Genomic DNA, 21,461 nt, shown 5'->3' with positions numbered 1-21,461 from the left:
AAGGAGCATCATGACTGCCTCTGCCCGGCCTGGACCCTTGCTTATCCTCACTGCAGTCATCTTCATCTTGCTGGGCCTGGCGCTTGCCGGCGGTGGCGCCTGGCTCGTCAGCCTTGGCGGCTCCTGGTATTACGTCGTGGCTGGCATCGGCATGCTGGTCGCCGGTGCGCTGGTGTGGAAGGGGCGGCGCAGCGCCCAGCTGTTTCTCGCGCTGCTGCTGTTCGCCACCCTGATCTGGTCCGTCATCGAAGTGAAGTTCGACTGGTGGCAATTGCTGCCCCGTCTCGATATCTGGTTCGCCGCCGCCGTCTGGCTGCTGCTGCTGCCCTTCATCGACCGCCGCCTCGCTCCGCCGTTGGCCGCCGGGGCGAAACCGCGCGACGCGGGCAAGAGCGCCCTGGCCGCCGCCGTGGTGCTGACGGCTGCCGTGGGCGTGTTTTCGCTGTTCCAGGATTACCACACGCTGCACGGTGAAGTGCCGGCCAAAAACATGGCGGCCGCGCCGCAAGGCGACTTCGCGCCGGGCGTGGCGCCCAACGACTGGGCCGCGTATGGCCGCTCCGGCTATGGCGACCGCTACGCGCCGGCCGCGCAGATCACGCCGGCCAACGCCGCGCAGCTGAAACAGGCATGGGTGTACCACACGGGCGACTTCAAGGGCCCGAACGATCCGGGCGAGATCGCCAATGAAGTCACGCCGCTGAAAGTGAACGGCATGCTGTATCTGTGCACGCCGCATAACATCGTCATCGCGCTGGACCCGGACACGGGCAAGGAACTGTGGCGCCACGATCCGAAGATCAACCGCGATGCGTCCAGCTACCAGCACATGATTTGCCGCGGCGTGGCCTACTGGGACGTCAACGCGGGCCGCGCCAAGGGCGATCCGGCGCCCGAGGCGGCCGGCATGGAGTGTCCGCGCCGCATCTTCGCGCCCACCATGGATGCGACCCTGATCGCCGTGAATGCCGATACGGGCGCAGCGTGCAAAAGCTTCGGCGAAAACGGCGTGATCGGCCTGTACCACGGCATGGGCATGAAGAAGCGGGGCTTCTTGATGCCCACGTCGCCGCCGGCCGTGGCGCAGAACGTGGTGGTGATGGCCGCCAGCGTGACCGATAATTTTTCCACGGAAGAGCCCTCGGGCGTGATCCGCGGCTACGATCCCGTCACTGGCAAACTGATGTGGAACTGGGATGCCTCGAATCCGGACGACACGGCGCCGATTCTTGACGGCAAGACGTACACCAACAATTCACCGAATTCCTGGGGCGTGTCCAGCGTGGATGAAAAATTGGGCATGGTCTACATTCCGATGGGCAATGAAACGCCCGATACATGGGGTGGCAAGCGCAATCCGAACGGCGAGAAATACAATAGTGCCATCGTCGCGCTTGATCTTGTCACCGGGAAAGTACGTTGGGTGTACCAGACCGTGCACCACGATATCTGGGACATGGATATCGGCGGCCAGCCCACGCTGGTCGACATCGACACGCCGAAAGGTAAAGTGCCATCGGTCGTGGCCACCACCAAGCGCGGCGACATCTATGTGATCGACCGGCGCGATGGCAGCCTGGTGGTGCCGGCGCCGGAAAAGCCCGTGCCGACGGCCAACGCCGCGCCTGGCGACAAGTTGTCGCCCACGCAGCCGTTCTCGGCCCTCACGTTCCTGCCTGAAAAACACATCAGCGAAACGGATATGTGGGGCACGACGCCATTCGACCAGCTCGCTTGCCGCATCATCTTCCGCCAGCACCGCTACGAAGGGCCGTTCACGCCGCAAACGGTGGCCGAAGGCAAGATCAAGGGCGCCATCATTTCGCCGGGCCCGCTCGGCATCTTCGAATGGGGCGGGGCGGCCGTCGATCCCGTGCGTCAGTTGCTGTTAGTTAATCCCGACTACATGGGCTTCCTGGAACGCCTGGTGCCGCGCGCGCAAGCCAATGCGCCGGGCGGCACGGGTACTGAAATGGGCTTGCAGCCGCAGACGGGCGTGCCGTTTGCCGTGGAAATCAAGCCTTTCCTGTCGCCGCTGGGCTTTCCATGCCAGGCGCCGCCGTGGGGCTATATCGCCGCCGTCGACTTGCGCACCATGAAAAAAGTGTGGATGCACAAGAACGGCACCACGCGCGACAGCGCCCCCGTGCCCATCGCCTTGCCGCTGGGCGTGCCCAGCCTGGGCGGCATCAGCACCACGGGTGGCGGCGTGGCCTTCCTCAGCAGCACGCTCGACTACACCATCCGCGGCTACGACGTGCGCAACGGCAAAACCGTCTGGAAAGCCCGTCTGCCGGCCGGCGGCCAGGCCACGCCGATGAGTTATGTCTCCGACAAGACCGGCAAGCAGTATGTGGTGGTGATGGCCGGCGGCCATGGGTCGCTGGGCACGAAGATGGGCGATAGCCTGGTGGCGTTTGCCTTGCCGGACGAGGGGGTGTCAGCAGGAGGCAAAGACAAGTAGGGGGCGGCATCGCTGTGCAGCGCCGCCTCGGCGGTGCCGCACAGCGGGGAAATCGCGCAGCATGACAGCGTCGTCTTTTTACACAATCAGTTCTATCCGCTCTGCGGCAAAATAGGGAAAATCGGTGAAGTCGAGATTGGGCTCATCGAGACGTGCTCTGGCGCGTATCAAGTCTTGCTGGTGAAGCGGTCCGTGAACTGGCTGCCGTTGCCAGTGAATAGTGTGAGGAAAGTGACCGGAGAGGCCATTTTGACCTTGTTGAAAAAGTCGGAGCTGCAGCTGTCGGATTGGTCGGCATAGATGCCCATGAAGATCCGGCGCGTGGCGCGGTCGATGGCGACGAACAGATAACGGCGTTCGGCTTCCTCGGACATGTGCGGCAAGTCCCTGATATGCATGTGTAAAAAATCGGGCTCCCCTCTAAGATCGCCTGTGGCCCAGCCACATGTTGGCTGCAATCGATAACGGCGCCATGCAGAACAGGTTGAACAACGGTGCCATTAGCAGACCCAATGCAGCAGTGGAGCTTTGCGGGGCCACGAACACCGACCAGTAGGTGTGCGCGTCCAACAGCAGCATCAGCAGGGCGCCGGCTAGCAGAGCGCCGCAATTCTTGCTGCGTTGTAGCGCAAGTGCCAGCAATAGGTAGGGCGCCAGCGACCAGGCGCACAGCGCCGTCCGAAAGACGATGCCGCCACCGTTGGCCAGAAATAGTGCGGTGATCAGGTGCAGGCTAGTGCCGACCGTCAGCACTAGCCGGCTTGCCTGTCGTGGGGATTTAAGCGGCGATGTTCCGGTTTTCATGGATCTGCGGTGCGGTTGCTTCCAGTAGATCGTATATGTCTTTTGAGCCCAGCGCCAGATGCGATGCGATCGTCCCCTCGGCGGACACCAGTACGGCGCTCGGAGTCACCAGCGCGTCGTAGCGCTCGGATACCTTGCGGTCCTCTTGCAGCAGCGTGGTGCAGGAGCCGGCGGTATGTGGACGGTGCAGCTGTCCGGCATCGACGCGCAGGATGACGGCGATGCTGATCAAGCCCTGGTATTGCCGATGCCAACTCTCAATGCGCGGCGCCAGTTCGGCACAAGGGCCGCAGGCGATGTCGGAGAAGACCAGCAGCACCGGCAGGCCGGCAGACCTGAGCTGCGCCAGCGTCTTCGCTTCGCCAGTGCCCATTTCCGGCAGCGCGAAGTCCGGCGCCATGCTGCCGACTGCCAGTCCGCGCGGCCGCATGTCGAGCGCATGCAGTGGCTGAATGTTGGCGGCGTCGAGTCGCAGCTCCAGCGTATCCATGCGCAAGATCAGGCGCCCGTTCTGGCGCAGCGTATGCAGTAACAGCCACCATTGCACCGCCATCACGGCGATGCATATCGACAGTGTCGGGGCCGTGACCAATATCTTGGCCAGATGCGGCCATACAGGAGCATGCGCGTATGCCGGACCAGCGTAAATCAGTGCGCCCGCCATCGACAGCAGTACCCCGTTCCTGAGCAGCGTAGCGGGGCCGATCGGCGTGGCGTCCTGCTGACCGAAGCAGTTGCATCTGGGCCGCTGGCCTTGCTGCAGCTTGTACGCCAGCACGGTGCTGTAGAGCGCCAGCAGGGCGGCGCCGGCGCTGGCGCCCCACCACGTGGACGTCGCCAGCGTCAGCATGAAGGCGATCGCCAGTTCGCACGTCGGCATCAGCCACGCCAGTTGCGGCTGCAACGCAGTGGGAATACCGAATTGCGCCAGCGTTTGAGCGTACGCCTGCCGGTGAAGTAGCTTGCCAACAGCGGCGATCAGCAAGACGCCGCCCAACAGCAGGCGCAAGACGGTGAATGGCACTATGAACGCGTCCATTATCTCTTTCCTCCCAGGGTAGGTCCATCGTAACGTTGAGTGCCACCAAACGGCGAGATGATCGATGCGTTCGTCAGGTCGGAGCACAGTGGCCCGCACAATGCGGTGCCGCCGCAACAATTTGAGCCGGCGCAACCGTATCCCGGTGGGCAATCGTCGTTGGAGCTGCAGGTGGGCAAACCGGCACAAGGAGTATTGCCGTGCACGCAGACGCCCGAGCCATTCGGCGTCGTAAAGCACACGCAGTCGCCGCCGCCGACGCATGCGGGGAAGGCGCCGCAACTGCCGCCGGCGCAGGTGCGGCAAGCCTCAGGCGGGCAGCAGTCGCACGAGAGTTTCTGCGCGTCGTCATACGCGTTTTGGCCATACGAGGACACCGCGTTGTAATAGGTCTGCGCCTGGGACAGACAACCGCCGCGCTTGATGTTCTGTATGTTGCCCGTGCCGGGGAAGGCTGCGGTGCAAATAGCGTTAAGCTCACTAAGGAAGTTGGTATCGCACGCTGCCTTGTTCTGGTTGCACTTGTCGTAGCAACAATCGTGAGTATTGCAAGCGGGAACGAAGCTGACGCCGAAGTAACTTTGCGGCGGCGACACCCACGATCCGGCCGCGCCGCAACCATTGGCGCTACAGGTATGCGCCAGGTTGGCGGTGCGGGAAGGGCAGTGCGCCAGATTGGCAATGGGGTGCTTTTGCACCACGCCGTTGGGCGTGCAGCAGGCAAGGGCGGAGTCGTACACGCGGTTATTGCACAGGCAATTGCGCGCCGCCCAGGCGTTGTTGATGCCGAAGCGGGCCAGGGTCATGCCGCCCAGGCCGAGCACGACCATTTTCAGTGCGGCGCGGCGCGAGGTGACGCCAGCGAGCGTGCGTGCGATGTCGTCGAGTACGGTATGGTCTGAGGTTTTCATGTCGTTCACCTATCGTGCTCTGGATGGCGACAGTACCGTGTCCAGCCCCACCGGTCCGGCATTGTTGGCCGCATGGTCCCAGGAGATCAGGCTGTAGGCGGTGGACTCGGAGCGCCCGGTCGGACTTTGGATCTCGAAACCGCCAAGCGCTTGCTGGGGCGCGATATGGGCATCAGCGGAAATCCAGCCCGCATAGGTCATCAGGTCGGACTCGGACTGCCAGCCGTGTGGCGTGCCGGTGACGGTGGTGGGTGCCACGATGTCGAGGTGGAAGGCGGCGATATACAAGGAGCTGCCCAGCGGCTCATCGTTGAAGATGGTATAGGTCCAGGTGGCGTTACTCAGCAGCACGTTCACATGCGAGCGCAGACGTGGCGAGGCATACGGCGCCGGCTGCGGAATCATCACGTAGCGATTGACGACGAAGCCCAGCGTGCCGCCGGCCTCGTAGGTGCCGCGCAGGGTCAGCAGGTATTGCTGGCCGGGCGTCAGCCCGGTGGTGCTGAATCTGGCACCTATGCTGCCACTGCCTTCGGTCGTCAGGCTACCGATGTACACCGGAAAATTCTGCGGGCTGATTCGCCGTGCCGCACCCAGTGTGGCGCCGGTCAGGAACACCTTGCTGGCGGTTTCGCTACCGATGTTGGTCACAGTGATCGAGACGATGACTTCTTCGCCGGTGTTGATGACCGTGGCGTTGCCCGTGGCGATCTGTGGCTTGCTAGCCATGATTGCCTCCATGGTTGGAGACAGTACGGAAAAGCATCATGCCGGTCATGCCAGCCAGGCCGGCCAGCATGATGGCCAGCGTGGGCGGCTCCGATACGGTCACCACTTGGTTGACCAGGAAGCTGAAGCTGACGACGTCGGAGAAGTTGCCGCCAAGGTCCTGCAGCATCACGTCGAGCGTATGCACGCCGGGCAGCGCGTTGGCCGCCACGTCGATAGTGAACAGGGCAACATTGTCCCGGAACGAAAAACTGGGAATGCTGAACAGGACCAGTCCCAACGTTTGCTGTGGCGTCAGCGCGCCCGGATCGAAATTGCCGAAATTCAGGAACAGGTCGGTCGCGTCCAGCGCCGTGTTGGTCCGGTTGATGATGCTGCCGGTGATTCCGATGCTGCTACCGGCCGAGGCCGGTATGGTGGCCTGTGTTGACGTGAGCGTGAGCAGCGGCAGCGCGTGCGCGCTGTGTGCCAGCGCGAGCAGTATGAGTGCTGCCAGCGCGCTACCGAACGATTTGTGTAGTGTATTGAGCATGGAATCCCCTGGTTGGCCTCATGGGACTAGCTAAGCATTAACTATGCCAATCCGTTGGGGCTCTGTTAAATCAAGGGTTGCTCAGGATTGCCCGTGGCAGTCGAGGGGAAGTGTAAAGATGAGCGACAAGCTGTGGATGTTAATCATTGTGCAATAGACATGCACGATATACTAGCGCCTGGAAACCGGGGCCGGGCTCCGCCTTCTGTTTTGACAAGGAAAGGCCTGCTCTTACTTGAGCGAGGCAGGAGTCTCTGCAGGGCAGGCCATAGAGACGCCAGACCCTGCCTCGTCGTTGGATTAGGCCGCTACGAGATCGCACACCAGGTGCCAGCCAGGACACCCAGGCCCCCAAGACGATCCATCGGTTTTCATCTTTCATGAACTATGTATCAGAAGAGGCCAAACGACTGGTGGCGATTCAGGCTGGCAAGGCCCTATTCAATAGACTATTGCGCCGCCAATCCCAGCTTTAACCCCACCAGCTTGCCAGGCGCGGCCTCCGTTTTTTCCGGTGCACCGGCGCTGACCCTGGCTGCCGGCGTGCCGTCCTGCTGCAGGGCAGCCAGAATCGCCGCGCTGCGCTGGGTGCCCAACTTGGCGAGCGCATCGGCAGGCAGGGGCTGCCTGGCTTCCAGTTGCTCGCGCAAGCCTCCATAAAACGCGCCTGTGTCGGCCACTTGCGGTTCGCCTTCGATCAGCTTGCCCAGGCGCTGCAAGACGGGGATTTTGGCCGTTGCCGGCGGGGCGGAGGCAACGGCGGATGCCGCCGCTGCAGCAGGCGCAGCGGACTCAGCCGCCTTTTTCTGCTTGTCCAGCTCGGCCTTGCCGAAGCGTTCGCCGTACAGCTCGCGCAGGGCGCCCCGTATCTTGCGTTCGCCCAGGTTCAATGGCCCCGGTTCCTCGCCCGCTTCCAGCTTGATGCCGGCCTTGGCGGCGACGGCGCGGCGCACGGCCTGGGCGCGCAGGGCGGCTCCGTCCGTGTCGCTGTACTGGCCCGGCACGGCCAGCTTCAGCTGTTCGCGCTTGGCGAGGATGTGCGCCACTTGCTTGAGCTTTTCCCGCTCGGGCGGCAGCAGCACGGCGCTGCCCGCATCGAAGTCGATCGATTCCAGCTTGTCGGCGCTGATGCCCAGCAAGTTACCCAGCGCGCGGAATGGCGCCGTGACGATTTTCGTCAGCACATTGCCCACGGCTTTCCAGATCAGGGCGCCATAGCTGAATTGCGGGTCGTTCATGTCGCCCGATACGGGCAAACCCAGGTCGATGCGCCCGTCGCTATCCTTGAGGATGGCCAGCGCCAGTTCCAGAGGCAGTTTCAAGGCGTCCGGACTGTCGATGCGTTCGCCCAGGGTCAGCTTGTCGAGCACGATCTGGTTGGTGCCGTCGAGCTGGCGGTTGCGCACCTTGTATTGCAAGTCCAGCGAAATCTTGCCTTCAGCCACCTTGTAGCCGGCGAACTTCATCGTGTACGGCGAGGCGGACACCATGTCGACGTTCTTGAAGACCACGTTCAAGTCCGTGTTGTCGGTCGGGGCGAACGGATTCAGCTGTCCGCGCACGCGGGCCAGGCCGAATTCGTCGATGCGGCCGTCCAGCTCGATCTGGCTGCGCGCATCGCGCTTGGTGGACAGACCCGTGATGACGCCATTGAGTTCATAAATCTTGGCGGCGAACTGGGGCCGCAAGCTCAGGTCGGCAAAGTCCAGCTTGGCGTTTTGCAGGCGCACGCGGCGCACGCGTACGGGGAAGGCGGCGTCCGGTGCTGCAGCGCCGGGTGCGCTGGCGGTTGCTGGCGCTGGCGCAGTCGCCGGCTCGGGTGCCTTCACCAGCAAGCGCTGCGCGTTCAGGCTGCGGTCGTTTTCGATGATCAGTTGGGCGTTCGGTTCCACCACGCGCAGTTCGGGGATGTCGACAAAATCAGGGCCCACGCTGGCCGTCAGCTTGTCGGCGCGCACGCTTTTCCATGAGGCAAAGCGCTTGCCATCCGTTTCATTGAGCACCAGGCCGGCGATATCCACGCCGCCCTCATAACGGACCTTGGGCGCTTTCGGCGCGCCGCCGCCCGTCGTCAGGCGGCCGCTGCCGGAGAGGGTGCCGCCCGCCAGCTTCAGCTTCACATGCTGCGCCAGCAAGGGTTGCACAGGGGCCAGGGTCAGTTGTTTCAAATTCAATTGCGCATCGACGGCGCCCGTGCCCGGCACGAACTTGCCCTTGGCGGTGAGCAAGCCGCCTTCGCGCAGGCCCACGCCCAGCTCGAACGGCAGCGCCTGCTTCATATCGTTGCTGACGTTGAGTAGCGACAGGCGGGCGTCCTGCAGCGTGCCCTTGATGCCGGTGCCCGCATCGTCGAAACGGGCGCCGAACTTGCTCAGTTCTACCTTGTCTACCTTGGTGGACCACGGCGTGGACGGCGCGTCCTTGGCGGAGTCGGCTTTGCCGGAGGCAAATACGGGCAGCTTTTGTGCAATCGCAAACTCTCCCTGGCGGTTGCGCGCCAGATCGATCTGCGCGCCGCTGGCCGTCACGGCGCCCAGGTGCACGGTATGCGCGGCCAGGTCGATCTTGCCATCCGTAAAACCCAATTGGGCCAGTTTGAACGGTGTTTGTGCGCCGCGCTGCATGGCCAGATCCGCCAGGCTGACATTCGCGCCGTCGATCACGCTAGCCATGCCCGCTGGACCTTGTTGCAAGGCCAGTTGCAAGTTCAGCTGGAGTTGCTTGGCACTCAGCTGCAGGGCAGGCGAGACGGTTTCATCGATGGCGGAGACGTCCACATTGGCCAAGGCCAGCTGTTTCAAGTCCACTTGCCACTTGCCCGGCTTGGCTGGTGCGGCAGGCGCGGCGGTGGCTGATGCTACAGGTTCGGGATTGCCAGGCAGCATCAGGTTCGCCACATCGATCTCGCCCCTGCTGTCGCGCCGCACGGCCACCTTGCCGCCGTACAGATTGATTTTATCCACCGTGACGTTCTGGCGCGCCAGGTCCACGTTCACGCCGGCGATGCCCAGGGTGTTCAGCGAGGTAAACGGTGCGCCCTTGCCGTCCTGTGCCAATGCCAAGTCGCGCAAGGCCAGGCCCGCGCCTTTGACTGTGGCTTGCAGCTTGCCGTCGGCATAGGAAAAGGCGTAGGGCAGGCGCGCCGACAGCTTGCCGCTTGTCACCGTGGCGCGCGTATAGGCTTTCAAATACGCGGCCAGGCCGGGCAGGGAGGCGTCGTTCAGGATCAGTTCGCCTTCGCCGCGGATGGGGCTGAGCGAGGCTGTGCCGCGCCAGTGCAGCTTGCCGCCACGCGCCGCGTCGGCGCTGAGGCTGTAGCTGCCGTTTGCGTCGGGCAGGGTGGAGATATTGTCGAGCGTAAAGTTGATGGGCGTGAAGTTGTCCGCATAGCCCGCCTTCTGGTCTTGCCAATCCACTTTGCCTTGCTCCAGCGCAAAGTGGGCGATGACGAGGCGTGGCATGCCGCCGTCGCTTTTTTCCGGGTGATTGCGTTGCCAGGTGGCCAGCACTTCGGCCAGGTTGAACTTGCCGTCCGGCGTGATGGTCAAATGAGTCTGTGGCGCCGTGATGCGGATTTCCGCCAGGCTCCAGGCGCGGCGCACGATGGATTTCCATTCCAGCTGCACGGCCAGGGCGCCGATGGACAGCAGCGGCGCATTGCTCTTGCCATCCGCGCTGGCCGCTTCCTTGAAAGCGATTTGCTCCGCTTCCAGCCTCAAGGTGAACGGGTTGAAGCGCACGTCGGCGATGCTGGCCTGGCGCGCGAGTTCTTTTTCTGCAAATTTGGGCAGCTGGTGCTTGATGACGTAGGGCACCAGCCAGAAGCCTGCCGCGCTGTAGGCGGCCAAGGCGCAGCCGGTGCCGACGGCCCAGCGCTGCCAGCGTTTCCAGCGAATTGTTTTCGTCTGCACGCTTTTTTTGTCGATTGTGTTCACGAACTAACCTTTTGATCTTGTTGGGCGGCACATCTTGCACGCCGTGACTGTCAGTATGCCTCTTTGCGGCCTCGTCTGCAAAATCCAAACGTGTTCAAGTGATAACAGGCGCCGGGGTGACCGTCTTTCTTCTGCAAAACTCACACAAACTCACCCCTTCATTGATAATGATTCTCATTATCGGTATCATGGCGGCTAACCGTAAGTTTCCATCTGTACTCTTTTTTCATTGAAAGCCCGATGTCATGCCTGTCGTCTCTCCTCGCACCCGCCTGCTTCCAGTCGCCGCCGCCCTGTCGCTGGCTTTCGCTTCCCATACGGCCGGCGCCGTCAATGGGGGCAGCGGCCAGGACGACTTGACGGCTGGCGATGCGAAAGTCATGCAAGCCGTGCAAGTGACGGGCGCCCGAGCGCAAGGCCTGGTGCCGCTCACCACGGAGGCGGGCAGCTTTCGTGGCGCCAACATCATGGACGTGCCATCGACCGTCAACGTGATCACGCGCGCATTGCTGGAGCAGCAAGCCGTCTCTGGGCTGTACGATGCCGTGCGCAATACGGCGGGCGTGACGCGCCAGCAAAACGGCGGCGAGACGTGGGATCAATTGGTGATACGCGGCATCGCCGTGGAAAACCGCACGAATTACCGCCTCAACGGTTCCATGCCCATCATGAACTTCTCGCAAGTACCCATGGAAAACAAGGAGCGGGTGGAAGTGCTGAAGGGCGCCTCGGCCCTGTACTACGGTTTTACCTCGCCCGCTGGCGTGGTCAACTTCGTCACCAAGCGGGCGGGCAGCCAGCCCGTCACCAGCATGGGCCTGAGCCTCGATGACCGTGGCAGCGCGGTGGCAAATGTCGACGTGGGCCGCCGCTTTGGCGCGCAGCAGGAGTTCGGCGTGCGCATCAACGCGGCCGGTGGGACGCTGGGTTCCTGGCTGGACAATGTCGGCAATGGCAACCGCAGCTTTCTCTCCGCCGCGCTGGACTGGCGCGTGAGCAATAAACTGCTGCTGAAGGCGGACCTGGAATACGACCGCCGCAAGGTGACGGAACAGGCGGGCGTGGCCTTGCCCACCGCTGTAAAAGGCGTGATCAGTTTGCCGCGCGCCGTTGATCCGCGCCAGCTGATCGGCCCCGACTGGTCGGCGTTCGAAGCGCAGACGAAAAACGCGCAATTGCGCGCCGACTATGCCATCGCAGATGGCTGGGCCCTGACGGTCGAGGCGGGCCACTCGGAAACGGCGCGCGACCGCCGCCTGGCGATCTTTCGCCTGAATAACGCAGCGGCGCTGGCCACGGGGGCGGGCCGCATCACGGGCAATATCCAGCACAGCGTGACGGCGTCGGACTTGCTGCGCGCGGAACTTGCCGGCAATTTCAGCACGGGTTTCATCGCCCATGAACTCACCCTGGGCGCCTCGCGCACGGACAAGTCGCAAGACCCTATTTACCAGAGCAATTACACGATTGCATCGCAAAACCTGTACAACCCCGTGCCCGTGACGAATGTCGCGTTCGGTCCCAAGCCGGCTTCGCCCACGACGGCCGCGCTCGACACGCGCGACACGGGCTTGTACGCGCTCGACCGCATGGTCTTCAGCCCGCAATGGCAAAGTATCATCGGCGTACGCCGCAGCAGCTATCAAAGCGACCAGGGCGCCAGCCACTACGACGTCAGCAAGACGACGCCGATGGCCTCGCTCATCTACAAGTTCACGCCCCAGCTGTCTCTCTACGCGTCGACGGCACGGGGGCTGGAAGAGGGCGAGACGGGCCCGACGGGCACCGTCAACCAGGGCGTCAAGATGGCGCCCGGCGTGAGCAAGCAGAAAGAGCTGGGCGCGCGCTGGCTGACGCCGGGCGGCACCCTGGTCTCTGCCGCGCTGTTCGACATTACGCGCCCCGGCTACTACACGAATGCCAGCAATGTGTTCACGTCGGATGGCGAACAGCGCTACCGCGGCTTGGAACTGTCGACCCAAGGGAAATTGACGCGCCAACTGTCGTGGCAAACGTCGGCCCAGTTGCTCGACCCGAAGTTTGCCCACATCAACGCCGATTACAACGGCAAGGCGCCGGAAAACGCGTCCAGGCGCACGGCCAGCGCCTTTCTGGCTTACGCGTTTGACTCTGTACCGGGCCTGTCCGTCAACGGCGGCGCGTATTACTACAGCGCCCGTCCCGTCAACGACCTGAACCAGGCTTTCCTCGGCGGGGTGACGCTTTTCAGCGCGGGTGCCCGTTACGCCAGCACGCTGATGCAGAAATCCGTCGTGTGGCAGCTGAACGTGGAAAATGCGGCCGACAAGCGCTACTGGGCCGGCGCCGGCACGCGCCTGGCCTCGGGTGCGCCGCGCGCCATCAAGCTGAGCATGAAGGTGGATTTGTAAGTAAGGTTTGACTTGCGCCCTGTGCGCAGGAGGCTTGCCCTGATACAATGTTGCCATGTTCATCAGCAAAGGCAAGGCCAGCATCGTCCTGTGGATCGCGTGTATCGCCATCTTCCTGGCCACGCTCGCCCCTACGGTGTCGCGCGCGCTGACGGTTGCCAGCGGCATGGCCGTGCCCAGCCTGGAAATCTGTTCGGTGGCGGGCGGCATGAACATGTTGCCCGCAACATGGTCCACGGACGCCCCCGATACTTCCAAGGGCAGCATGCGCATGGGCGATTGCCCGTGCTGCAGCATGCATGCTGACACCTTGGCGCTGCCGCTTACCTCGCTTGTGCTCGCGTCCGGAGAAATTCTCACGGGCTTGCTGCCCGAGCTGTTCTACCAATCCGCCACGCCGCTGTTCGCCTGGACTCCCGTCCAGCCCCGTGGCCCGCCCGCCGCTTTCTGATCTGTCCCTTTCCCTGAACTGCCTTGCGCCGCGCGGCACTGCGCTGCGCTTGCGCCTGTTCGTCTTACCCATACAGAATCTGAAAGCAGCGCCATGAAACATTTACCGTTATTGATTTCCCTCGCCATTGCCATGCCTGCCGTGGCGCAAACGCGCACTGAAGTTGTTCTTCCCGAGATGAAAGTCATCGTCGCGGGCGTCAAGGATGGCTACCGGTCCGCCGCCGACACGGCGCTGATGCTCAGCAGCACTCCCGGCTACAGCGTGGCGGCCGGCGGCGGCGTGTCTGGCTTGCCCGTCGTCAATGGCTTTGCGGACGACCGCATCAAGATTCGCATCGACGGCATGGAATTGACCTCGGCCTGTGCCAATCATATGAATGCGCCGCTGTCCTACATTGATCCGCAACAAGTGCAGCGCATCCGCCTGATCGCGGGCGTCACACCCGTCAGCGCGGGCGGCGACAGCATCGCCGGCACCATCGAGGTGCAGTCGAACGCGCCCGTGTTCGCCCAGCCCGGCGCGCCGCTGCTGACGCAAGGCAGCTTTGCCGTCTCGGGACGCAGCGTCAACAACAGCGTGGCGACCAGCGTGAATGCCTCGGCCGCCAGCGACGCGCTGAGCATCGGCTACAACGGCGCGTACACGCGCGGCCACAGCTATGACGATGGCCACGGCAACAAGGTGCTGGGCAGCATGTTCGAGAGTATCAACCAGGCCATCGTGCTGGCGGCGAAACGCGATGGACAGCAGCTGACCCTGCGCGCCGGCGTGCAGCACATCCCATACCAGGGTTTTCCCAACCAGTACATGGACATGACGGACAACCACGGCCAGTTCGCCAATCTCGCTTATAAAGGCGAGTTCGGCTGGGGCGTGCTCGACGCGCGCGCCTACTGGCAGCAGACGGACCACGAAATGGGCTTCTTTTCACCCGAGCGCAAGGGTTCGATGCCGATGATTACGCATGGCCGCAACACGGGCTATGCGCTGATGGCCAGCCTGCCGACCGCCGCGGGCGAGTTGCGCCTGGGCCAGGAATGGCACGGCTTCCGCCTCGACGACTACTGGCCGGCCGTGCCCGGTTCCATGATGATGGGGCCGCGCACCTATTTGAACATCAATGACGGCAAGCGCGACCGCACCGTGCTGTTCGGCGAGCTGGAAACGCGGCACGATGCGCGCTGGACGAGCGTGCTGGGCGTGCGCGGCGAATCCGTGCGCATGGATGCGGGCGACGTGCAATCGTACGGCACCAACATGATGAACATGCCGGACCTGATGGCCGCCAGGGCCTTCAATGCGCGCAGCCGTAGCCAGCGCGACACGAATATCGATGCCTCGGCGCAAGCCACCTTCACGCCCGATGCGGCCAGCAGCTACGAATTCGCGCTGGCGCGCAAGGTGCGCTCGCCGAATCTGTACGAGCGCTACTCGTGGGGCCGCGGCTCGATGGCGATGACCATGACCAACTGGTTTGGCGACGGCAACGGCTATGTGGGCGACATCGACCTGAAACCCGAGACGGCTTACACGGCCGCGTTCACTGCCGACTGGCATGGCGGCGGCGAGGAGGGCTGGTTCGTGCGTCTGAATCCCTACTATAGCAAGGTCGACAATTACATCGACGTCGACGTGCTGGCGTCCTTCCACCCGTACATGAAAATGGGCGCCAACGGCAACTTGCTGCGTTTTGCCAACCACGACGCCAAGCTGTACGGCGCGAATCTGGCGTGGCAGCTGCCGCTGGCCAGCAGTGCGGGCTGGGGCCGCTTCATGGCGACGGGCAACGCCGCTTACACGCGGGGCAAGCGCAGCGATGGCGGCGACCTGTACCGCATGATGCCATTTAACGCCTTGCTGGCCGTCGAGCACAAGCTGGGCGCCTGGAGCAGCCGCATCGAAACGAAGATCGTGGCCCGCAAGGACAAGGTCGACGCGCGCCGCTTCGAACCGGAAACGGGCGGCTATGCGCTCGTCAACCTGCGCAGCAGCGTGGCATTTAGCAAGATGGCCAGCCTGAGCGCAGGCGTGAGCAACCTGTTCAACCGCGCGTATGCGGACCCGCTCGGTGGCGTGTACTTGTCGGGGCTGAAAGCGAATGGCGGGGCGTTGCAAGCCTTGCCGGCCGAGGGCAGGTCGATTGATCTGGGGCTGCAGCTGAAGTTCTAAGGCTGGCAATTGGCTATGGCGCCTTCCTGCTGCCGATGCGGGAAGCGGAAGGCGCCTGCCGGTATCGCCGCATCGGCGGCGCCATGTAGTCGTGACAATGTGCGTATGTTTCTCACCGGTAATTTGTTATGCTTCATGGTGCCTGCTTCGGCGTTTGGCGCACATGGCTACGATAATGGAGGCTGAAGGCTTTGTCCGCTGAAATGATGCTGACTGAATAAAAGGTGTACATGATCGCATTTAAAGATTTTCGCTCGACCACGCCGGGCAGTCCGCTCTCTGATGGCATGGACAGGTCGCTGGTATTGGCCAATGAATGGCTGGAAAAAACCGGTGTTCACCCCATTAATATGGAAACCATCACGGAAACCAGGGGCTGGATGGCGCTAGTCAAGGTTGAGCGCGGTATTCGGGTATGGTATGAAGCCGGTTCTGCCTCGTTGAAAGCATAAGTGGATTTACTGTTGATTCAACATGAATAAAAGTAAAAATGATGTATTCATTGGATGTGTTGCCATTGCTGTCATTGTTGGCCTGTCTGCGCTTGCAGGTGGATTGAAAGTCCTGGCATATACGGGATGGGCTCTTGGTGCTGGAATACTGATCCTTTTCCTTCTTCAGTTGAAGCGCAAGGATGCCACCATGGTGGCAGTGATGTTGATGCCGATTATTATGCTTAGGAAATTTTTTATGCCGAAGAAAGTGCGTGAGAAGTTGAGGAGAATACAAAACGGCAATGAGCCGGAGCGGAAGTAGGCGGTCAGGGTGCGATAGATCGGGCACGCATTACACAGGAGGAACATGTCCGCAGCCACGCTGTACCCGTCTTATATTGCGCTGGAACAGGCGCTGATCGATGTATTGGAAACAATGCGGCCGAAGCAGTTACGCTTGCGGAATGTTGACATACTCACGTCGGAGCTGTTTTTTTGTGTTGGCGTGTTTTATGCCGACGATGCGGATATTGATGTGTATGCCAGGGACGGCACGAGCGCGGAAATACAATCGCGGTTTGCGCAATGCTTGCTGGCTTCGAAGCTGCGCTTTTCCTTTCTCGAATTGCCGGAAATTGAGTTCCGATTCGATTCCAAGGAAAACGTCGATAAGAATTTCCAGGGGAGCTATCACCTGTTCTGGCGCTAGATCAACCTGAGGCCACCCCGATGCGGATGGAGCCAGGGTTCGCCATTTTGACACAACCTCACCATGCCGATGGGAATTTACCTATAAATCATCGCAACGAACCTTCTCTAAATGCATTCTCTTCATAACCCAGTTCCATAGAGAATTTGCTGGTGTCAATATTTACCGTAAATTCACAACGTGTCCATGCAGGCTGATTATTGTCCAAACATTGTCCAATCTCCTTCGATATTTCAATATCCTTTGATTCCATTTTTCACTCCTTTATGTCATTTAAAAAAATGCTTAAACACCTTATTTCCAACGCTATACTCTACCACAAACGAAGTAGGTATAATTAACCACCCCAATAAATTATTGTGATTTCCGACTTCCATAACCGGTGTTCCTGGCGGCGGTCTGACCTGCGATAATAAGGGCATCACCATTGTCCGCCATCCACCATGCAAAAAAGCTTTTCCGACCTTGAATGCGCCAATGACAGAAAGACGCGCAAACTCGCTACGAAAGCGAATTGGTCAGTACTTCCCTGGAGGGCAGCTATCTTGATGGATAACGTTGAATAACAAGATTGAATAAACGCTGGAGCAATAATGGGATATGAGCTGCATATTACAAGAAGTGAAGACGGGCTTGCGCGCGGGGAAGCTGCGATCTCGTTCGAGGAATGGAGCAAGCTGCTTGCGCAAGATACGGAAATGCGCCGCGATGGCTACGCCGAAGTCAGGGCGCCCGATGGCACGACGATACGCATGGAAGACGAAGGCCTGGCCGTATGGACGGCCTATTCCGCCCATCAGGAAAACGGCAAACGGGCGTGGTTCAGTTTTTATCGCGGCAGTATCACCTGCAGTAACCCCGATGCTGAAATCGTCCGGAAAATGTGGCGCATCGCCCAGCAACTCTCGGCTGTAGTCCAGGGCGACGAAGGCGAGCTCTATGATGAGCATGGCGAGGCGCGGTAGATAGGCGGGGCTTTTCTCCGCGTGGGAAAGCGACGCCGCGTTGAACGCGGCAGGGATACCTGAAAGAAAAAAGGGCAGGCATGAACGAAGATGAATTGTATCTCGCAGAGCAGATCAAAAGCTGGGTATGGTCCGGTTTCTATGACAGCCGCGCAGCAAATGAATGCCTGGATGATGTATTGGACGGCGATGTCGATGAAGCGATGTTGCGGGATCTGATCGCGGAAGAATTGTATAAAAAGCGGGCGCAAGAGAAAGACTGGCCATTGCAGACCGACTGCGACCGGCTCGATGCGGTATTTGCCGACTTGAATGGCGCGATGGTCATCGCGCTGCAAAATGCCGGTTACATGACCGATGACGCCTTTGACGACATTGGCGAGATTTACGCCCAGCAGCCGGACGGGACTTACCGAGGTTACTGCTTTTATCATGGTCAGGACCTGGAAAGGGCCGTGGCTGGAGAGGGCATCATGCTGTCGTTTGGCGACATGCGGGATACCGACGAAGGCAAGGCGGCGATTGCCGCGCTGATCATCAGTACCTTGCAGCGCCATGGCTTTGTTACCGAATGGAATGGCAACGTCCAGACCCGGATTAACGTTCCCCACATTCTCTGGCAGCGCAGACTGGCCCGCCAACGCGCCTGACGCCCAGCTGTTCGTACCCGCGCGAGTCCGGACAGCTGTCCCTGGGTATGTCACTGAGCCATCAGGGCTTCGATAGATGACGGTTGATCTCCCATTGCCTGATCAACCATCCTTTGCCAGCGGCGCCCGGATGCGGTCTAATCATGGTTTGTTCCTATACGAGCTTGCCATGCTGCCCACTCCCGCCATCGCCGCGCTGCGCGAAAAATTTCCCCTGATTACAGAATTGATGGCCTTGCAGCCCTTGAGCTGGTTCAATCCCGGCATCGCGCCGGCGGCCGAGGCCTTGAATGACGTGGGTTTGACGGCGGATGACGTGGCGGACGCCAGCGCGCGCCTGGCGCGCTTCGCGCCTTATCTCGCCAGGGCGTTTCCGGAAACGCAGGCCAGCGGCGGCATCATCGAGTCGCCCGTCGTGCCGCTGCCCGCCATGCAGGCGGCGCTGGGTTTGGCGTCAGGCGTGACGAGCGGTCAGCTGTGGCTCAAGCAGGATAGCCATTTGCCCATTTCCGGCTCGATCAAGGCGCGCGGCGGTATCTATGAAGTGCTGAAACATGCGGAAATGCTGGCGCTGGACGCCGGTTTGCTGAAGGAGGGCGACGATTACAGCCTGCTGGCCAGCGACGCCGTGCGGGCGTTTTTCGGCCAGTACGCGATCGCCGTCGGCTCCACGGGCAATCTGGGCTTGTCGATTGGCATCATGAGCGCGCGCCTCGGCTTTCGCGCCACCGTGCACATGTCGGCCGACGCGCGGCAATGGAAGAAGGATAAATTGCGCAGCCATGGCGTCACGGTGGTCGAATACGCCACCGACTACAGCGTGGCTGTGGAAGCGGGGCGCAGGCAGGCGCAGGGTGACCCCACCTGCCACTTCGTCGACGATGAAAACTCGCACGATCTGTTTCTCGGTTACGCGGTGGCCGGCCAGCGCCTGAAAGCGCAGTTTGACGCCGCCGGCGTCGCGGTCGACGCGCAGCACCCCCTGTTCGTGTACCTGCCGTGCGGCGTGGGCGGCGGCCCCGGCGGCGTGGCCTTCGGCTTGAAACTGGCCTTTGGCGACGCCGTCCACTGCGTGTTCGTCGAGCCGACGCACTCGCCGTGCATGCTGCTGGGCGTGCACACGGGCTTGCATGAAGGCATCAGCGTGCAGGAGATCGGCATCGATAACCTCACGGCGGCCGATGGCCTGGCTGTGGGGCGCCCGTCCGGCTTTGTCGGACGGGCCATGCAGCGGCTGATCGACGGCTACGCCACCGTCACGGATGAAGAACTGTACCGGCTGCTGGCGCTGCTTGAGCAAACGCAAGGCTTGCGCCTGGAACCGTCCGCCGTGGCCGGTTTCGCAGGTATTCCTCCCGTGCTGGCCGCGCCGCAGTACCGGCAGCACCTCGATACCGCCACGCACCTGGTGTGGGGCACGGGTGGCAGCATGGTGCCGGAGCAAGAAATGGCGGCCTACGTGGCGCGCGGCCGCGCGCTGCTGGCGGCCGGAGCCGATTGATGCCAGCCGGTGTGGCGCTCAAAGGTACGCTGACGGCCAGCCAGTTCGCCAACCTGCACACGTTTCTCGTGGCGGCGCGCCATGCCAGCTTTGCGCTGGCCGCGCAGGAACTGGCGCTCACGCCCAGCGCCGTCAGCCACCGCATCGCGCGGCTGGAGGCGAGCCTGGACCTGCGCCTGTTCGAACGATTGACGCGGCAAGTCAAACTGACGGCCGATGGCGAGCGCATCTTCGGCGCGCTGCAAATCGGCTGGGACGGCTTGCAGGCGGCGCTGGCCGGCGGCGATGCGCTCACTGGCAGCATCACCGTGCATGCGCGTCCCTCGGTGGCCCAGTGCTGGCTGGTGCCGCGCCTGGCAGGGTTCGCTGTGCAATATCCGGACGTGTCGATCGATTTGCGCGTCGGCAATGAAAGCGTGGACTTTCGCGCCGGCCAGGTCGACCTGGCCTTGCACTATGGCGACGGCCACTTTCCCGGCCTGGCATCGCGCAAGCTGATGGATGAATGGCTGGCGCCCGTCTGCAGCCGGCAATATGCGCGCGAGCACGGCTTGCAAGATGCGCCGCAACACCTTGCCAGCGCGACGCTGCTGCACGATACGCTGGCCTGGCCCGCCTGCGCGCCCGATGCGGAATGGCGGCTGTGGCTGGACGGGCTGGTGCCCGAGGTGAACTTGCCCACGCGCAGCCTGCGTTTCGACCGCGCCGACCTGTGCGCGCAGGCGGCCATCCACCACGCGGGCGTGGCCATGGGCCGGCGCCAGCTGGTGCAGCCGTGGGTCGACAGCGGCCAGCTGGTCTTGCCGTTCGGCGGGTTTGCCTTGGCCAGCCCGCAGGCGTACTACCTCGTGCATGCCGCGCGGACACCGCCGGCGCGCGTGCAGGCGTTGCTGGACTGGCTGCTGGGGCAGGCTATTTGATACACTGCGTCCCTCATTGTAAACGCGCACGAAAGAATTCCCATGCAGCCACCTCCGCTGAACCCAACACCGCCACAGGACTTGCGCGCATATGCGCTCGCCTGCCTGCTGGAACCGGACCCGGCCACCAAGGTGGCGATGGTGGCGGCCATGGCCGAGGCGCAACTTTCGCTCGATGCGCAATCGCCGTTGGCGCCCACCGGCCCCGTGCCGGGCCGGCCCCAGCGCCCGGAACTGGTGCCGCCGCGCCTGGTGGGGCGTCGCTCGATGATCACGCCGGAAGGGCGCGCCATGCTGGTGCACGCGCTCGCGCATATCGAGTTCAACGCCATGAATCTGGCGCTGGATGCCCTGTGGCGCTTCCCGGACTTGCCCTTTGACTACTACACGGACTGGCTGCGCGTGGCCAAGGAGGAAGCGACGCACTTCGCCATGCTGCAGGCGCACTTGCAAGTGCTGGGCCACACGTATGGCGATTTTCCTGGCCACGACAGCCTGTGGGAAATGGTCGACAAGACGCGCGGCGACGTGCTGGCGCGCATGGCGCTGGTGCCGCGCACCCTGGAAGCGCGGGGCCTCGATGCGATTCCACCGCTGCGCGCCAAGCTGGCGCAGGCGGGAGATCTGGCCGCCGCCGCCATCCTCGACATCATCCTGCGCGATGAAGTGGGGCACGTCGAGATCGGCAACCGCTGGTACGGCTATCTGTGCGACCAAAGGGGCCTGGAATTGCGCGCCACGTATGCGGAGTTGGCGCTGCGCTACGAAGCGCCCACCCTGCGCGGCCCGTTCAACCTGGAAGCGCGGCGCCGGGCCGGGTTTTCGGAGCTGGAATTGTCCGACTTGCCCGCCTGA

Annotated in this window: 19 protein-coding genes and 1 pseudogene; 12 read left to right on the top strand and 8 right to left on the bottom strand. The window is 62.3% G+C overall.

What is annotated here, in order from left to right; genetic code table 11:
• The first annotated feature begins 10 nt into the window (after positions 1-10).
• Positions 11-2,464, top strand: coding sequence for a membrane-bound PQQ-dependent dehydrogenase, glucose/quinate/shikimate family (locus O0882_RS11610; RefSeq protein ID WP_289948058.1), 2,454 nt, complete (start codon positions 11-13; stop codon positions 2,462-2,464).
• Positions 2,465-2,640: 176 nt separating this feature from the next.
• On the opposite strand, the pseudogene O0882_RS11605 reads toward O0882_RS11610, so the two are convergent.
• The 7 genes and pseudogenes from O0882_RS11605 to O0882_RS11575 form a co-directional block, all read right to left on the bottom strand.
• Positions 2,641-2,880: pseudogene (locus O0882_RS11605) on the bottom strand (IS481 family transposase); the annotation flags it as partial.
• 4 nt (positions 2,881-2,884) lie between these two features.
• Entirely contained in the window at positions 2,885-3,268 is a 384-nt protein-coding gene (locus O0882_RS11600) for a hypothetical protein (protein ID WP_289948056.1), read from the bottom strand.
• Positions 3,243-4,307, bottom strand: coding sequence for a MauE/DoxX family redox-associated membrane protein (locus O0882_RS11595; protein ID WP_289948055.1), 1,065 nt, complete (start codon positions 4,305-4,307; stop codon positions 3,243-3,245). Before O0882_RS11595 ends, O0882_RS11600 begins: the two co-directional genes overlap by 26 nt.
• The gene (locus tag O0882_RS11590; protein ID WP_289948053.1) at positions 4,307-5,218 is read right to left on the bottom strand and encodes a hypothetical protein; all 912 of its coding nucleotides are present in this window, start codon (positions 5,216-5,218) and stop codon (positions 4,307-4,309) included. Before O0882_RS11590 ends, O0882_RS11595 begins: the two co-directional genes overlap by 1 nt.
• Before the next feature lie 9 nt (positions 5,219-5,227).
• On the bottom strand, positions 5,228-5,947 hold the full coding sequence (locus O0882_RS11585) for a hypothetical protein (protein WP_289948050.1): 720 nt from the start codon (positions 5,945-5,947) through the stop codon (positions 5,228-5,230).
• Positions 5,940-6,479, bottom strand: coding sequence for a hypothetical protein (locus O0882_RS11580; protein ID WP_289948048.1), 540 nt, complete (start codon positions 6,477-6,479; stop codon positions 5,940-5,942). Before O0882_RS11580 ends, O0882_RS11585 begins: the two co-directional genes overlap by 8 nt.
• Positions 6,480-6,928: 449 nt before the next feature.
• A complete protein-coding gene (locus tag O0882_RS11575; protein ID WP_289948045.1) occupies positions 6,929-10,414 on the bottom strand; it encodes a DUF748 domain-containing protein in 3,486 nt (1,161 codons plus the stop codon).
• A gap of 245 nt (positions 10,415-10,659) precedes the next feature.
• On the opposite strand from O0882_RS11575, the gene O0882_RS11570 reads away from it, so the two are divergent.
• From O0882_RS11570 to O0882_RS11545, 6 genes are all read left to right on the top strand, one after another.
• Positions 10,660-12,804, top strand: a complete 2,145-nt coding sequence (locus tag O0882_RS11570; RefSeq protein ID WP_289948044.1) for a TonB-dependent siderophore receptor — start codon at positions 10,660-10,662, stop codon at positions 12,802-12,804.
• A gap of 55 nt (positions 12,805-12,859) precedes the next feature.
• Entirely contained in the window at positions 12,860-13,255 is a 396-nt protein-coding gene (locus O0882_RS11565) for a DUF2946 domain-containing protein (protein WP_289948043.1), read from the top strand.
• Positions 13,256-13,348: 93 nt separating this feature from the next.
• Positions 13,349-15,427 (top strand): TonB-dependent receptor, encoded by a 2,079-nt coding sequence (locus tag O0882_RS11560; RefSeq protein WP_289948042.1) that lies wholly within the window; start codon positions 13,349-13,351, stop codon positions 15,425-15,427.
• Positions 15,428-15,657: 230 nt separating this feature from the next.
• Positions 15,658-15,879 (top strand): hypothetical protein, encoded by a 222-nt coding sequence (locus O0882_RS11555; protein WP_289948039.1) that lies wholly within the window; start codon positions 15,658-15,660, stop codon positions 15,877-15,879.
• A gap of 22 nt (positions 15,880-15,901) precedes the next feature.
• On the top strand, positions 15,902-16,183 hold the full coding sequence (locus tag O0882_RS11550) for a hypothetical protein (protein ID WP_289948036.1): 282 nt from the start codon (positions 15,902-15,904) through the stop codon (positions 16,181-16,183).
• A gap of 45 nt (positions 16,184-16,228) precedes the next feature.
• Positions 16,229-16,570 carry a hypothetical protein gene (locus O0882_RS11545; RefSeq protein ID WP_289948035.1) on the top strand — a complete coding sequence of 114 codons (342 nt, stop codon included), beginning with the start codon at positions 16,229-16,231 and terminating at the stop codon, positions 16,568-16,570.
• Positions 16,571-16,658: 88 nt separating this feature from the next.
• Here O0882_RS11545 and O0882_RS11540 read toward each other — a convergent pair whose 3' ends face one another.
• Positions 16,659-16,823, bottom strand: a complete 165-nt coding sequence (locus O0882_RS11540; protein WP_289948033.1) for a hypothetical protein — start codon at positions 16,821-16,823, stop codon at positions 16,659-16,661.
• A 340-nt stretch (positions 16,824-17,163) separates the two neighbouring features.
• Between O0882_RS11540 and O0882_RS11535 the strand changes: the two genes are divergently transcribed.
• The 5 genes from O0882_RS11535 to O0882_RS11515 all read left to right on the top strand — a co-directional run bounded on the left by O0882_RS11535 (position 17,164) and on the right by O0882_RS11515 (position 21,461).
• Positions 17,164-17,535, top strand: coding sequence for a hypothetical protein (locus tag O0882_RS11535; protein WP_289948031.1), 372 nt, complete (start codon positions 17,164-17,166; stop codon positions 17,533-17,535).
• A gap of 80 nt (positions 17,536-17,615) precedes the next feature.
• A complete protein-coding gene (locus tag O0882_RS11530) occupies positions 17,616-18,185 on the top strand; it encodes a hypothetical protein (RefSeq protein WP_289948030.1) in 570 nt (189 codons plus the stop codon).
• A gap of 169 nt (positions 18,186-18,354) precedes the next feature.
• A complete protein-coding gene (locus O0882_RS11525; protein WP_289948028.1) occupies positions 18,355-19,686 on the top strand; it encodes a D-serine ammonia-lyase in 1,332 nt (443 codons plus the stop codon).
• Positions 19,686-20,606 (top strand): DNA-binding transcriptional regulator DsdC, encoded by a 921-nt coding sequence (dsdC, locus tag O0882_RS11520; RefSeq protein WP_289948026.1) that lies wholly within the window; start codon positions 19,686-19,688, stop codon positions 20,604-20,606. Before O0882_RS11525 ends, dsdC begins: the two co-directional genes overlap by 1 nt.
• A gap of 42 nt (positions 20,607-20,648) precedes the next feature.
• Entirely contained in the window at positions 20,649-21,461 is an 813-nt protein-coding gene (locus O0882_RS11515; RefSeq protein ID WP_289948024.1) for a ferritin-like domain-containing protein, read from the top strand.

Origin of the sequence: Janthinobacterium sp. SUN073, assembly GCF_030397665.1 — a bacterium.
Lineage (GTDB): Bacteria > Pseudomonadota > Gammaproteobacteria > Burkholderiales > Burkholderiaceae_D > Janthinobacterium.
The sequence above is the reverse complement of the archived record's forward strand: the minus strand, read 5'-3'. Positions and strand labels throughout refer to the sequence as shown.